The 14,269-nt window shown below is 46.8% G+C and carries 13 protein-coding genes; 2 read left to right on the top strand and 11 right to left on the bottom strand.

The annotated features are described in order from the left end of the window. Positions 1-104: 104 nt before the first annotated feature. Positions 105-1,013: a formyltetrahydrofolate deformylase gene (gene purU / locus JIE71_RS05530; protein ID WP_199507737.1), complete on the bottom strand. Its 909-nt coding sequence runs from the start codon at positions 1,011-1,013 to the stop codon at positions 105-107. 190 nt (positions 1,014-1,203) lie between these two features. Beyond that, positions 1,204-3,270 (bottom strand): Ig-like domain-containing protein, encoded by a 2,067-nt coding sequence (locus tag JIE71_RS05525; RefSeq protein WP_199507736.1) that lies wholly within the window; start codon positions 3,268-3,270, stop codon positions 1,204-1,206. A 495-nt stretch (positions 3,271-3,765) separates the two neighbouring features. Here JIE71_RS05525 and rpmB point away from each other — a divergent pair, with 495 nt between their 5' ends. Both rpmB and rpmG read left to right on the top strand, forming a co-directional pair. Continuing rightward, positions 3,766-4,002, top strand: coding sequence for a 50S ribosomal protein L28 (rpmB, locus tag JIE71_RS05520; protein WP_199507735.1), 237 nt, complete (start codon positions 3,766-3,768; stop codon positions 4,000-4,002). A 38-nt stretch (positions 4,003-4,040) separates the two neighbouring features. Further along, the gene (rpmG, locus tag JIE71_RS05515; RefSeq protein ID WP_068037488.1) at positions 4,041-4,196 is read left to right on the top strand and encodes a 50S ribosomal protein L33; all 156 of its coding nucleotides are present in this window, start codon (positions 4,041-4,043) and stop codon (positions 4,194-4,196) included. A gap of 150 nt (positions 4,197-4,346) precedes the next feature. Here the strand turns inward: rpmG and JIE71_RS05510 are convergent, their stop codons facing one another. The 9 genes from JIE71_RS05510 to JIE71_RS05470 form a co-directional block, all read right to left on the bottom strand. Beyond that, entirely contained in the window at positions 4,347-4,661 is a 315-nt protein-coding gene (locus JIE71_RS05510) for a hypothetical protein (RefSeq protein WP_199507734.1), read from the bottom strand. Positions 4,662-4,792: 131 nt separating this feature from the next. Further along, positions 4,793-5,098 (bottom strand): hypothetical protein, encoded by a 306-nt coding sequence (locus JIE71_RS05505; RefSeq protein ID WP_199507733.1) that lies wholly within the window; start codon positions 5,096-5,098, stop codon positions 4,793-4,795. 105 nt (positions 5,099-5,203) lie between these two features. Next, positions 5,204-5,548 (bottom strand): hypothetical protein, encoded by a 345-nt coding sequence (locus JIE71_RS05500; RefSeq protein ID WP_199507732.1) that lies wholly within the window; start codon positions 5,546-5,548, stop codon positions 5,204-5,206. Positions 5,549-5,553: 5 nt separating this feature from the next. Further along, positions 5,554-6,246: a ribulose-phosphate 3-epimerase gene (rpe, locus tag JIE71_RS05495; protein ID WP_199507731.1), complete on the bottom strand. Its 693-nt coding sequence runs from the start codon at positions 6,244-6,246 to the stop codon at positions 5,554-5,556. A 117-nt stretch (positions 6,247-6,363) separates the two neighbouring features. Continuing rightward, entirely contained in the window at positions 6,364-7,257 is an 894-nt protein-coding gene (fghA, locus tag JIE71_RS05490) for an S-formylglutathione hydrolase (RefSeq protein WP_199507730.1), read from the bottom strand. A 113-nt stretch (positions 7,258-7,370) separates the two neighbouring features. Further along, positions 7,371-8,477 carry an S-(hydroxymethyl)glutathione dehydrogenase/class III alcohol dehydrogenase gene (locus JIE71_RS05485; RefSeq protein ID WP_199507729.1) on the bottom strand — a complete coding sequence of 369 codons (1,107 nt, stop codon included), beginning with the start codon at positions 8,475-8,477 and terminating at the stop codon, positions 7,371-7,373. A 188-nt stretch (positions 8,478-8,665) separates the two neighbouring features. Then, positions 8,666-10,135, bottom strand: a complete 1,470-nt coding sequence (locus tag JIE71_RS05480) for a C13 family peptidase (protein ID WP_199507728.1) — start codon at positions 10,133-10,135, stop codon at positions 8,666-8,668. 315 nt (positions 10,136-10,450) lie between these two features. Continuing rightward, complete coding sequence (gene htpG, locus JIE71_RS05475; protein ID WP_199507727.1) at positions 10,451-12,415, bottom strand: molecular chaperone HtpG; 1,965 nt, start codon at positions 12,413-12,415, stop codon at positions 10,451-10,453. 304 nt (positions 12,416-12,719) lie between these two features. Beyond that, on the bottom strand, positions 12,720-14,246 hold the full coding sequence (locus tag JIE71_RS05470) for a catalase (protein ID WP_323126912.1): 1,527 nt from the start codon (positions 14,244-14,246) through the stop codon (positions 12,720-12,722). Between the last annotated feature and the right edge of the window lie 23 nt (positions 14,247-14,269).

Raw genomic sequence — 14,269 nt, 5'->3', positions numbered from 1 at the left:
AGTATTAAAAAATTGATAATAAAAAGGTCTGATAACGTATCAGACCTTTTTTTATGAGCAGTGCTAAGTCTTTATAAACAATAACTCAGTTTTATAAAAACAGATTAGTTAAAGACCACCGTTTTGTTACCGCTGACAATCACGCGATTTTGTACGTGCCAGTTGACAGCACGCGCCAGCACATTACGCTCAACGTCACGACCAATGGCGCGCAGCTCAGGCACGCTTTGACGATGGGTCACGCGCTGTACGTCTTGCTCGATGATTGGCCCTTGATCCAGCTCTTCGGTCACATAGTGCGCCGTTGCACCGATCAACTTGACGCCTTTGTCATAAGCTTGGCGGTATGGGTCTGCACCGACAAACGCAGGCAAGAACGAGTGGTGAATGTTGATAATCTGCATCGGCCAACGCGAGACAAAGTCTGAAGACAGAATCTGCATGTAACGTGCTAAGACCAACAAGTCATTGCCTTGCATCAATTTATGAATCTCGGCTTCGGCTTCGGCCTTGTTGTTTTTGGTCACTGGCACATGGTGGAAAGTGATACCAAAGTTTTCGACCGCTTGACGCAGGTCATTGTGGTTACTAACGACAGAGGTAATCTCGCAATCAAGCAAGCCGCGCTGATGACGCCACAGCAAATCAAGTAGCGCATGATCAAACTTCGAGACCAAGACCCCAACTTTGGTCTTAATCGCATTGTCATGTAAGCGCCACGTCATATCGTAGCGCTTGGCAACTGTGTGCGCAAAGCTGGCTTCAAAATTATCGATAATATCGCTCAGTCCCGCAAGCGCAAACTCAAGGCGCATAAAATACTGACCGCCCTCATGCGCGGTCGAGTATTGGTCGAGGGTAATGATGTTGGCGCCGTAGCGGTGGGTAAATTCAGAAACCGCTTGGACGATACCCGCCTGATCCATACATTTAATGAGTAAAGTCGCGGTATCTGTGGCAGGGTTCGTGGCATCGGCTTTGGCGAGTGGCGTGTTGGTTTTTTTATTCGACATAAGGCATCCAAGTAAACAAAAAATGGAACGTCATCACAAGGCATTGGGCGCTTGGATAATGTAAGGCAGCTATTTTAATCGCTTTTGCGCTTTTTTGCTGGGGATGTTTGTGCTTTTTCGCATTTTGCTATCAAGACAACTACAAAAAACCCCAACGCGTGGTTGGGGTTTTTATAAATGGTTGATAGATTTATTGAATAATATAGGTTCTCGTAGTGACGTCGCCACGCGGTGATGTGGTAGAGATTTTAAAATAGTCGCCTGCTGCGCAATCATCGATAGCGTAGTTACTTATTGTTCCTAAATTCATGCCTGGCACACCAGTATCGACCAATGCAGGAACCGTGCTTACTCCGCCAAGCTGCTCAACACTACAGCTCATATTATTTTCTGTTTTATCACTGACCGTCACACTAATCGTCGTGCCTGAAGGCATGGGGTTTAAATCATAGAACCCACCACTATTGACCCGTACATTTACCATGCTATCGGACGCACGGACAATTTGTGGCGCTAACGGATTGCCTAAATTATTCAATAAGGTAAATCTTGCACCACTACCATTCGAGAGCAACTGAATGGTCTGGAAACGCACCACAGCATCGAGTCCTGAATTACAAGTGTCCTCAATATTTGGATTGACGAAATTATTGATAAAGTTTTCTTTGTACTCAATCTTTTTACTGTCGCTAATCATTGAGAATTTAAGCTGCACGAATTGATCTAAGTTATTTTCACACGTGCCATTTGCCCGAGTGGTCAGCGGATAAATAAACTCGCCACTATCAAAGACGCCGTTTTCGTTGTCATCGCGGAAAGTATCACCGATATTATGTACGAACGTATCGATGCCTGCATCCCAAGCATTATTGCCATTGTTGTCGATATACCCTTTTTCACCTTCAGCAACCGCCAGAATGCTCACACGTCCATCGCCCGGACGTGGATTTTGCGCTGAAAAGGTTACCGTACATTCGCCATTACTGGTTAAGCACTGGGCAGGAGACACCTTGCCGCCTTCTGCCGTTAAATTCACCACCGTATTGTCTGGCACGGCATTACCATTACGATCGACCATGCGCACAACGATATCGGTACTGTCGCCATCCATACCCCAATCAAGTACGTTTTTGCCTTGTGAAATGCTGAGACCATCTTGGGTCACACGTGAGCTGGCAATGGAGATACCTTTTGATAAGGCATTGATACGTGGATCACTGCCCAAGGATGCTTTGATTTCTACAGGTCCAGGGGTTGAACCTGGGTAGATATTGACAGAGACATTACCATTAGCATCTGTTTTAGTTATAAGGTCTGCCATATTGCCCAGTTGTCCAAAAGACAATCCTAGCGGCGATTTTTCTAATGATAGAATTACTTCTTTATTCGCGAGGGGCGTGGTGTTTGAATATACGGTGAATTCAACGCTGCCACTTGATGACGAGCCACTATCTGCAATGCCTAAAGTCAGCTCATTTGAGGTATAGACAATGGAGGTCGCTTCTGCAGTAGCGACTGTAACTGTCGTCGTTTTGGTACTGTTTCCTGCACTGGCACTAATAGTAACAGGGCCGCTGCACAAGGTATTGTCTTCATTGATGGCTTTGTAGACCACTTCAACCATACCGTTCGTATCTGAAACGGTTTGCGCGGGTATTTGACCACAGCTGGCACTAAAGTTAACAGAAACACCGTTAAGCGCTACACCATTGCTATCGGTGACTTGTAGAGACAAAGATGTTTGAGCACCTGATGCCAGTGCGCTATTATCCGCCAGCAAATTGCTCACCGTAACATTGGTCGCTTGGACATTAAATGTCTTGCTGTCTGTCGCAGTATTACTATCAAATGTCGCCGTTGCAGTTACCGTATATGCGCCATTAACAGAAGGATCATCTGGTTTTAGAAATACGCGAGCTTGGCCGTTACTGTCACTCAGTACTGAGCCTGATGTGCTCTGAGTCAAAGTGACACCTGCCACATCAATCGCAAAACTGACTTTCGCATTTGGTACAGGATTGCCACTGACATCGGTGACAGTAACTTGGTAATAAGCACCTTCTAATCCTACTGAGCTGATGACATTACCACTAGTATCTAATAAGCTACTGCTATTGATATTCAAAGTATCTGTCGTATCGCCATTTCCTGGTGTACCACTATTCCCACCTGTCCCCAAGTCAGGCTCTGGCGCAACCGTATCAGTACCACCACCGCCACAACCTGCTAAGGCTAAAGCAAGTACCAAAGTGCTCATTTTAAACGCTGTTAATCCTTTCTCGCGTATACCATATTGCATGTTGAAAACTCCGCGGCAATGCTACGCTATATGACATATAGCCATACCGCGCGCTTGCTAAAATAAAAAAGCAAAAATAAGCAGAATACAGACCTATTTTTGTTAACATATTGTGTGAAAATTCTAACGATAACTTTACTGACTTTTGTCATAACTTACAACCAAAAATTGCAAACAATCATCAACATAATGCCTGACAGCACGCCCTTATAATGCTGTCAAAATCTATAAAATAATTTGAGTATTTTTCGATTATGTGGTATAAATATCGGCTTTAAAATTTTCTGAATTGGTGTGTCTGTAATTTGCCTTTAGATGACAGAAATACCAGCTCAATCTTCATATAGTTTTGTTTGGTGCAATGTGCCCGCTTGCTGTGTCCATGCCGCAAAAAAGCGCAACTTGCCCAGACTGGTATGAGTAAGCTCATACCTCACAAATTAGGAGTTCGCCATGTCTCGAGTTTGCCAAGTGACTGGAAAGCGCCCTATGGTGGGTAATAATGTTTCGCACGCAAACAACAAAACCCGTCGTCGCTTTCTACCAAACCTACACAACCATCGTTTTTGGGTAGAATCTGAAAACCGTTTTGTGCGCCTACGTGTTTCTAGTAAGGGTATGCGTATCATCGATAAGCAAGGCATTGATAAAGTGCTCGCTGATCTACGCGCTCAAGGTCAAAAAATCTAAACCACGCGCTGCATGCCATTATTGAAAGGAAAGCTATCATGAGAGATAAAATTAAGTTGGTGTCTACTGCGGGTACTGGTTACTACTACACCACTACCAAGAACAAACGCACTATGCCTGGCAAAATGGAAATCAAAAAATTTGATCCAAAAATCCGCCAGCACGTGATTTTTAAAGAAGCAAAAATCAAGTAACTTTGCATCAAGTAATCTTGATTGCGTCATGGTTCACTGTTTAGCAGTCACCATTACCGCTTCACAAAAAAAGGGCTTATCATCAGATAAGCCCTTTTTTATTGCGTCTATTATTTCACGTTACTTTTACTTTACTTAATTAGAGATGGTTTAGCTATAGTGCTCAGGCTCTTTATCATATACACGGGCATGCCACTGGCTCATTTGTTTTTGCATAATGACCTGAATGGCGGCATGAATCATGTGTTGACCAATCATCTGGGTGTCATTGCCCATGATTTCTTTTAATTGGTCAGAAAAATCAATACTCATCAAAGGCGCATCTTCGGTGCTGGCATCGCGCAGTAGTAACGTACCATCTTCTGCTTCTACCAATTCAAGTGTTGTCTCTTTAGCAAATCCTGCGTGCGCGTCTTTCGTATCGTTATCCACTTCTATCTCGTTTTCAAAGTCATAATAGGACATAAGCATTTCCTCATTATCCTGCCAGCAGCAAAGAAGCGCTACGGAGTACAGGTTAATTCATCATAGCTCATAGGTGGTTGCGTCCCAAGTAAAATTCAAGGGCATCACCTATTAATGTCTACATCGCCCAATCAATGCCAGTAACGCAATTTGCCTAATGTGAATAAAAACGCAACGAACATGCCCATATAATACGTGAGCTTTAAATCGAAGCTGGGATCGCGATATTTAAACGGTAGTGCCACAGTGGTAATGGCGGTCGGCAAAATCAGCAGCATCAGCAGCCAATTTTCAATAACATTGAGCCAGCCTTGAACATCTGCGCCGCGTCTGAGCGATGCCAAACCGAGCAGCAAACAGCCAATGATAAGGATAACAATCAATACTTTAGGAATGTCTTTTGGAAATAAGGTATCGGTCAGTTTTGATAATGCCATAGTGTCGCCCAGCGTTCCTACTTGCCTGTGATAGACGGGTATTTTTCTTAATAATAAAGCACGCCAACCCATGGTACAGACGGGCGTGCTCAAATAACTGCTTTGTTAACTGTAGCTGCCCATAAGCCACAGCATCGACACACACGCGGTCAGCCAGCCTAGACTTAATGCATTGCGCGTTTCAATATGCGTGCCTTTGACTTTATTAAACAGCTTTGCACCCAGCCAAAACAGCAGTGGAATACCAAGGGTAAAGGCAGGGACAATCACAGCAGCATGGCGTAATACGTCCATCAGCTCATGCCCAACTGCCAAGCGAAAGCCATAACCCGCCAGACTTAGCACCAAAGAAAACAGCGCCAAGCCAACGGTAATATATTTGGGCACAAGGTGCTGTTCATTACGCGGCGTGGTCGCTTTGTCAGTCGTAGGATGGTTGTCAGGTTGCATCGCAATTACGCCTGTACTTGTGCCAATTCTGCGCGCATGGCATCAATGGCAGCGCGGTAATCAGGCTGATTAAAAATCGCTGAGCCCGCTACAAACATATCTGCGCCTGCTTCGGCAACCGCTTTGATATTGCTTGCCTTAATGCCGCCATCGACTTCGAGACGGATGTTACGTCCGCTATCATCGATACGCTGACGTACGGCACGGATTTTGTCGAGTGTACCTTCGATAAACGACTGCCCGCCGTAACCTGGGTTGACGCTCATCAATAGGATTTGGTCGACTTTGTCCATCACATAATCGAGATGATGCAGCGGTGTGGCAGGATTGAGTACCAAACCACATTCTGCGCCGCCGTCCTTAATAAGCTGTAATGAACGGTCAACGTGTTGGCTGGCTTCTGGGTGAAAGGTGATGATACTCGCGCCTGCACTCAAAAACTGCTCAATCATGCTATCGACAGGTGACACCATCAGATGCACATCAATCGGCGCGGTAATGCCATAGTCACGTAGCGCTTGGCAAATCATACTGCCAAAGGTCAAATTGGGCACGTAATGGTTGTCCATCACATCAAAATGCACCACATCGGCGCCCGATGCCAGTACATTTTCGACCTCTTCCCCCAAACGGGCAAAATCAGCGGAAAGAATAGAAGGCGCAATTAAATATTCAGGCGTGGTGCTGGTTGTGGTCATAGCAGTGTCCATATCCGTCTTAAAAAAGATACATAGTGATAATAGCTCAGATATCAAGTGCGCGCATGACACCCACTTGATAGTACTGACCTATTATATCAGCCTTCGCGTGACACATCAGCTCAGCTGTGCCATGCGAAAATGATGTTCGATGTGATCAGCAATCACACTTTGGATAAAGTAATAGCTGTGGTCACAGCCTGCTTGATAGCGTAACGTTAAAGGCTGCTCTGCTTGTTGACAGGCGGTTTGCAGCTTTTCAGTCTGTAGCTCGCCTTCAAGATAAAATTCATCTGCGCCGCCTTGATCAATCAAGACTTGCGTGTATTGACGACCTGCCTTGGTAATGACTTTGCTGGCATCTGATGCATCCCATTTATCCTTGTCGTCGCCAAAATACTCTTGATAGGCCACTTTACCCCATGTCGATTCACTCGCAGCGCACAGTGGTGAGATACCAGACACACTGATAAATTTGCTCGGATAAGTAAAGCCAAGCAACAGCGCGCCGTGTCCACCCATCGAGTGTCCCATAATACCAATGCTACTGATGGCAAACTCACTGCGCAACAAGTCATACAACTCATCAACGATATAGTCTTGCATTTGATAATGCTCAGCCCACGGCGCTTGCGTGGCATTGACATAATAGCTCGCCCCTTGCCCAATAAAAAAACGGGCATCATCGGCAACGTCAATATCTTTATCCTTATCAGAACGTGGCGAGGTGTCTGGCGCGATAAAAATCATGCCAAGCTCACTGCACTTTTGCTGAAAATGTGCTTTGTGCGTGACATTATCGGCATTACAGGTCAAACCTGATAAGTACAAAATAGCAGGACACAATTGACCTGCTAATGCTTCGTCAGGCAAGTAAATACTAAACGTCATCGGCGTTTTGGTCGTCGCTGACTCATGACGATAATAATGCTGTTCACCCTCAAAGCAGCGATTGACACTCACTTGGGTCAATGATGAACGGCTCGAGGTGTTGCGAGAAAAGTAAGTCATAAAGGTGCTCTCAAGTAAATATGTGCAGAATAAAGAAGATAGATTAGGGCGTGTTGAAATTATCCGTTTATACTCATTGCATAAACGGATAAATAAAGATCAAAACAGGCGCATTAATACTCAATCACACTGCGGATGCAGCTTGGGTCTTTGAGCAGCTCAAAGCCTTTGTTAATCTCTTCATGTTTGAGCTTATGAGTGATGAGCGAGTCAATATCGATTCTGCCTTCCATGTACCAATCTACGATGGTCGGTACGTCGGTACGTCCACGTGCGCCACCGAATGCTGAACCTTCCCATTTGCGTCCTGTCACCAGCTGGAATGGACGGGTGCTGATTTCTTGTCCTGCGCCTGCAACGCCAATGACAATCGAGCGGCCCCAGCCTTTATGCGCGCACTCAAGGGCTTGACGCATCACATTGACATTACCGATACATTCAAACGAATAATCCACGCCGCCATCGGTCATTTGTACGATATGGTCAACCACATTATCTACGTCATTTGGGTTCACAAAGTCGGTCATGCCAAAGCGGCGACCCCATTCTTCGCGGCTTGGGTCTAAATCTACACCGATGATACGGCTGGCACCGATTAATTTTGCGCCTTGAATGACGTTTAGACCAATACCGCCCAAACCAAAGACCGCAACGGTTGCGCCCGCTTCCATCTGCGCGCTATAAACGACTGCGCCCACGCCTGTCGTGACGCCACAACCGATATAACATACCTTGTCAAATGGCGCATCTTCGCGGATTTTCGCCACGGCAATCTCAGGCAGTACGGTATGACGAGCAAAGGTCGATGTACCCATGTAATGTAAAATCGGCTCACCATCAATGCTAAAGCGCGACGTACCATCAGGCATCAAGCCTTGACCTTGTGTGGTACGAATAGATTGGCAAAGATTGGTTTTAGGGTTTAAACAAAAATTACACTCGCGGCATTCAGGCGTGTATAGCGGAATCACATGGTCGCCAGGCTTTAAGCTTTTGACATTTTTGCCAACCTCTAGCACGATACCCGCGCCTTCGTGGCCTAAAATCGCAGGAAATAGACCTTCAGGGTCAGCGCCCGACCACGTGTAATAATCGGTGTGGCAAATGCCTGTGGCTTTTAGTTCAATCAAGACTTCATTGTCTTTTGGCCCTTGCAAATCGACTTCGTGTAACGTCAATGGCTTGTTGGCTTCCCAAGCAATCGCAGCAGTGGTCTTCATTCTTATCTCCCTTATGCATGATTCATCAATAAAAGTGACTTAGAAAAGTTACGCTATCATCATACAGTTTCAAACTTTATTTTAGTATGTCAGTTGGTAATGCCTTTGTTCTCATTTTTTGTTCTCATTTTTCGAGCAATAAATACAAGTGACCTATCACTAAGCGCCTGTCATCATTTGGCTCATTATCAGGGACTGGCACTGGGCTGTGATTCAGGCGTAACGTTAATACGTACAGGCTGTCCGCTATTAGCAGCCAATGGCGCAGCCGCCTGCTTTGACAATTGAGATTGATTAAACAGCACCTGCTCAAAGGCAGGCAGTGCCGTTTTCATCAGGCTACCGACCACCATTTGTGGCTCAGACGGCTCAAAGCCCATAAAGCCTTCACGCTCGCCAACCCGAACTTTGGCCTCGTTAAAGGCGGCCTTAAAGCTGGTATTGTCACGCAAACCCTCGGCAAAAAAGGCTTGACCAAAATAAGTCATCTCTGCCGTGTTGGTACAACCAAATGACGCTTTATCGGCAGCAGATGCCGTAATCACCACGGTGGTCGGTGATGCCAGCTCGTCAATAAACGACCCTGAATAGCAGGCGGAGACGACAATAACACGCCAGCGAATACCTGACGCATCTAACGCATCGCGCAGCCATGTGGGGTCTAAATTTTCCATCTCAAGCGGCGGATTGTCCAGTTGGAATACATCCTCGTTACCGTGTGAAGACAAGGCTAAGAACAGCACGTCTTCGTCTTTATTCATACGCTGACCAATGGTTTTAAGGCCCCGTAAAATGCTGGTCTTGGTAGCCACTGGTTCATCTGTCCAGCTAAAGGTGTTGTTAATGAGTGCCAAAGAGTGGCCACTGGTGCCAAAGCGCACATCAAACAGCTGGCGCACTTTATCAATCTCAGAGCGAAACACATCTTGTCCTGCAAAGCCTGCCACACCCATAAAGTACCAATCGGTACGTCCTGCAACGCTGCTGTCAATGTTATCAAGGGCTTGTTTGAGCAGTTGCGGCTGCGCATAAAATGCCGATTCAGGCAATACAGGCTGCACCACTATCGGCTTAAAAATAGGCTGGTCAGCGACATTGTTTTGCCAAATGGTGAGTAGCGCCATCGAGCCGACCATCAAAATAATGCGCTCCCACCACGGCGTACGCATACGGCGAGTAAAAATCCATATCAGCGCCAGCGTCTGCCAAACAAAGAGTACCAAAAATAGGAGCGGTAAAAACGAATAGCTCCACTCAGGTAGCCAGCCATGAATGCCCAAAAACTGTAATGCACTTTTTAACAACACCAGCAAACTGTCTGCCACCAGCCAGAGTACGACAGGGACAAAAACCAGCATTTGATTGCCTGAACGGCGGGCCAAAATAATACCGCCCAGCAAAATAATGGTTGGCCAAATCAGATAGCTGATGAGTCCTTGTTCATTAAACAGGCTGCCGCTGTCTGCCACCAACCACGAAAACAGCACATTGCTGCCGAGCGCCAATAAAGCAAACACGGCAAACTGCATAAAGGTAGGTTTTACCCAAGAAAAAGCGCGGCTAGAGCCAATCAGCATCCAGAGCGCGGCAATAATATTGGCAGCAAAATTCAATGAAAAGCGCTGTAGTGAGATGGTTTTGAATGACGAGAGTGACAAAGACTGAGAACCTCTATCTGGTCAAATAACAAAAGCCTCACGCCTCTTTAAAGTAGGCGTATCATGCTGGATGCGATAGTGCGCTTGTTATCATTAGCGTTAGTGTATCTGCTGAATCTAACGAAATTGTAACGGATTGTCAGTAAAGAGGATAAGACTAATTTGTAAAGTATATTTGCTTACATGCTTGAGGCAGCTATCAAAATGCCATCTTAGCAGCAATTTATTCAGCTTTAACAATTCACCATAAAAAAAGAGGCCTGCGTGCAGACCTCTTTTTTATTGATATACTAAGAATTTTGTCCTACAACGTGCTTATTTCATCAACAGCTCATTGACGCGTTTTAGATACGCCGCTGGGTCGTCTAACTGACCGCCATCTGCAAGCAATGCTTGGTCAAAAATCACCTGTGCCAAGTCATCAAACTGCGCGTTGCCATCCAGCTTTTTAATCAAGGGATGCTCAGGGTTAATCTCAAGCGTCGGCTGGCTCTCGGGCACGTCTTGACCCATTTGCTTGAGCATCTGAATCATCTGTGGCGACAGCTCGCCTTCACCAACGACCAAGCACGCAGGGCTGTCTACCAGACGCGTTGACACTTTGACGTCTTTGGCACGACCGTTTAGCGTGGTTTTTAGTTTATCCACCACAGGCTGCATGGCTTCTTGCGCTTTGCTGGCTTCTTCTTTTTCGGCGTCGTCTTGCAAGTCGCCCAAGTCCACCGCGCCTTTGGCGATGTTTTGTAGCGGCGTGTCGTCAAATTGGGTTAAGAAGTTCATCGCCCACTCGTCCACACGGCTGGTCATCAAGATGACTTCGATGCCTTTTTTCTTAAACAGCTCAAGCTGTGGGCTGTTTTTTGCGGCAGCAAGGTTGTCCGCTGTCAGGTAGTAAATGGCTTTTTGACCGTCTTTCATGCGCGCTTTATAGTCGGCAAAGCTGGTCTCTAAACCATCATGCGTAGTCGTGGTGTAGCGGAGCAATTTGGCGATGCGCGCTTGGTTGCCCATGTCCTCGCCCAAGCCTTCTTTGATGACATCACCAAACTCTTTATAAAATTCACTGAACTTGGCTTGTTTGTCGGCGTCTTCGCTATTGGCAAGACTGGCAAGCAAGGTTAGGATACGGCGCGCGTTACCATCGCGGATAGATTTCACATCGCGTGATTCTTGCAACAGCTCACGGCTGACGTTTAGTGGCAAGTCGGCAGAATCAATCACCCCTTTAACAAAGCGCAAGTACATCGGCAACAGCTGCTCGGCGTCATCCATGATAAACACGCGCTTCACGTACAGCTTAAGACCGTGCTGCTGCTCGCGGGTGTATAGGTTCATCGGTGCTTTTTTGGGGATGTATAGCAGCTGGGTGTACTGTACGCGACCTTCGACACGGTTGTGCGTCCACGTTAATGGATCGTCCATGTCGTAGCTGATGTTTTTATAAAAATCGATGTACTCATCATCTTCGACTTCTGAAGCGCTGCGTGTCCATAGGGCGCTGGCTTTGTTGATGGTTTCCCACTCATCGGTGAGCACCATTTCGCCGCCTTTTGGCGTCTCGTCATCGCCATCTTCGCTGGCATCTTCTTGCCACACTTCTTTACGCATCTGAATTGGCAAGCTGATGTGGTCAGAGTATTTGTTGACCAGACGCTTGATTTTGCTGCGCTCAAGGTAGTTGTCTTCGCCTTCTGAATATTCGTCTTTTAAATGCAAAGTGATGGTCGTACCGCGAGTCGCCTTGTCGATGGTCTCAACAGTGAACACGCCTGTGCCGTCAGATACCCAGCGCACGCCCTTGTCCGCAGGCTCGCCCGCTTTGCGTGATTCAACGGTGATGGTGTCAGCAACGATAAAGCCTGAATAAAAGCCCACGCCAAACTGACCAATCAGCTGACCGTCTTGTTTTTGTGATTCAGACAGTTTTTCCAAAAATGCTTTGGTGCCTGATTTGGCAATCGTGCCTAAGTTTTCGATGGCATCGGTCTCATTCATGCCAATGCCGTTATCAATAAAGCTGATGGTTTTGGCGTCATTATCGATGTCGATACGGATACGCAGCTCGCCGTCGTCTTCGTATAGGCTGTCGTCATTGGTCGCTTCAAAGCGCAACTTATCACAAGCGTCCGAGGCGTTAGAGACCAGCTCACGAACGAAAATATCGGCATTAGAATATAGCGAATGGGTCACCAAGTGCAGTAGCTGGGCGACTTCTGCTTCGAAGCTGTGTTTTTTTACATCAGCGGAACTTTGATTGTCCACTTGGGTCTGCTCACTCATAAAAACTCCTATTATTCATACCAAAGATGCTGTCATCAGCAGCGGTGAATCACAAATTTTCCAATACCAACAGTATGGCATCTCTGGCCATAAAGGCTGGGCGATAAATACTGTTAGGCTGGTTAATCAGATAGGGGCGCAGGCAAAAATTTCAAGCCAAAATACCGCAAAAACCAAGATTGGCCATAAAAATCGTCCACAAAAAAACCGCCTAAGTTGGCTTAAGCGGTTTTTATGATTTTTTAGCATTGAGTGGCATTGCCTCGCTTGCCACCTTTAGGCGCGCCAAGCGATGCGTCGCGGCTTATAGACAGCTTGGCAGATGACGTGCTGGATCAGCGTCACGGGCAGCCATCGCATCTTCGACGCTCAAGCCCAAAGCCTTGGCCACGCCCTCGCCATACGCAGGGTCACACCAGTGGCAGTTGCGAATATGACGATACTGGATAAAGTCTGGCACGCCTGCCATGTTTCTGGCGGTATTATCAAACAAGACCTGCTGCTGCTCAGCATTCATCAAATGAAACAACGCGCGTGGCTGGCTAAAGTAGTCGCTGTCGTCTTCGCGAAAATCATAGTGCGCCGCATCGCCATCAATCTTTAAGGGTGGCTCGGCATAATCAGGCTGCTCCTGCCACTGGCTAAAGCTGTTTGGCTCATAGTGTGGGCGGCTGCCATAGTTGTCATCGACGCGGCCTTGACCATCACGGTGGTTGCTCATCACAGGACAACGTGGTTTGTTGACAGGGATCTGCTGATGGTTGACACCGACACGGTAACGCTGGGCATCGGCGTAGTTTATCAAGCGATTTTGGAGCATTCTGTCTGGTGAGACGCTGATACCTGGGACCAGGTTGCTAGGTGCAAACGCAGCTTGCTCGACATCGACAAAATAGTTGTCAGAGTTTTTGTTAAGCTCAAACTCACCCACTTCGATAAGCGGATAATCCCCTTTTGGCCATACTTTGGTTAAATCAAATGGATGATAAGGGACGGTATCTGCCTCAGCTTCTGGCATGATTTGCACGTACATTTTCCACTTCGGAAAATCGCCTTTTTCGATAGCATCGTATAAGTCTTTTTGATTACTTTCGCGGTCCATACCGACGACTTCACGAGCTTCGTCATCGGTTAAGTTTTTGATACCTTGCTGCGTACGGAAATGAAACTTCACCCAATAGCGCTCGCCCGCTTCATTCCAAAAGCTGTAGGTGTGCGAGCCAAAGCCATGCATGTGTCTGTACGAGGCTGGGATGCCGCGATCACTCATGACGATGGTGACTTGGTGAAAGGCTTCTGGTAATAAAGTCCAAAAATCCCAATTGTTGGTCGCTGAGCGCATGTTGGTACGTGGATCGCGTTTGACCGCTTTGTTTAAATCTGAGAATTTGCGTGGGTCGCGTAAAAAGAACACGGGCGTGTTGTTACCGACCATGTCCCAGTTACCCTCTTCAGTATAAAACTTCAAAGCAAAGCCGCGAATGTCACGCTCTGCGTCGGCCGCGCCGCGCTCGCCTGCCACAGTACTAAAGCGCGCAAACATCTCGGTTTTTTTGCCCACTTCGCTAAAAATAGCCGCGCGGGTATATTTGCTGATGTCGTTGGTCACGGTAAAGGTACCAAACGCGCCTGAGCCTTTGGCATGCATACGGCGCTCTGGAATCACTTCGCGGGCAAAATTGCCAAGCTTTTCATTGAGCCAGATATCTTGAGCCAATAATGGGCCGCGCTTACCTGCGGTCATGCTGTTTTGGTTGTCAGCGACTGGTGCGCCATTACCCATGGTCAATTGGGTTGGAGCGTAAGGGCATTTTTTATCACTCATGGTCATACTCCTGTAAAAACAAATGAAAG

Origin of the sequence: Psychrobacter sp. bablab_jr014 (assembly GCF_016464015.1) — a bacterium.
GTDB lineage: Bacteria > Pseudomonadota > Gammaproteobacteria > Pseudomonadales > Moraxellaceae > Psychrobacter.
Note: the sequence above shows the minus strand (reverse complement) of the source record. Positions and strands in the feature narration are given on the sequence as shown.

Excerpts from the sequence above, each read along its gene's own strand:
- JIE71_RS05470 (WP_323126912.1), bottom strand. The coding sequence starts at position 14,246 with ATGACCATGAGTGATAAAAAATGCCCTTACGCTCCAACCCAATTGACC.
- rpmB (WP_199507735.1), top strand. The coding sequence starts at position 3,766 with ATGTCTCGAGTTTGCCAAGTGACTGGAAAGCGCCCTATGGTGGGTAAT.
- rpmG (WP_068037488.1), top strand. The coding sequence starts at position 4,041 with ATGAGAGATAAAATTAAGTTGGTGTCTACTGCGGGTACTGGTTACTAC.
- JIE71_RS05510 (WP_199507734.1), bottom strand. The coding sequence starts at position 4,661 with ATGTCCTATTATGACTTTGAAAACGAGATAGAAGTGGATAACGATACG.
- JIE71_RS05505 (WP_199507733.1), bottom strand. The coding sequence starts at position 5,098 with ATGGCATTATCAAAACTGACCGATACCTTATTTCCAAAAGACATTCCT.
- JIE71_RS05525 (WP_199507736.1), bottom strand. The coding sequence starts at position 3,270 with ATGAGCACTTTGGTACTTGCTTTAGCCTTAGCAGGTTGTGGCGGTGGT.
- JIE71_RS05500 (WP_199507732.1), bottom strand. The coding sequence starts at position 5,548 with ATGCAACCTGACAACCATCCTACGACTGACAAAGCGACCACGCCGCGT.
- fghA (WP_199507730.1), bottom strand. The coding sequence starts at position 7,257 with ATGACTTACTTTTCTCGCAACACCTCGAGCCGTTCATCATTGACCCAA.
- JIE71_RS05485 (WP_199507729.1), bottom strand. The coding sequence starts at position 8,477 with ATGAAGACCACTGCTGCGATTGCTTGGGAAGCCAACAAGCCATTGACG.
- rpe (WP_199507731.1), bottom strand. The coding sequence starts at position 6,246 with ATGACCACAACCAGCACCACGCCTGAATATTTAATTGCGCCTTCTATT.
- purU (WP_199507737.1), bottom strand. The coding sequence starts at position 1,013 with ATGTCGAATAAAAAAACCAACACGCCACTCGCCAAAGCCGATGCCACG.
- htpG (WP_199507727.1), bottom strand. The coding sequence starts at position 12,415 with ATGAGTGAGCAGACCCAAGTGGACAATCAAAGTTCCGCTGATGTAAAA.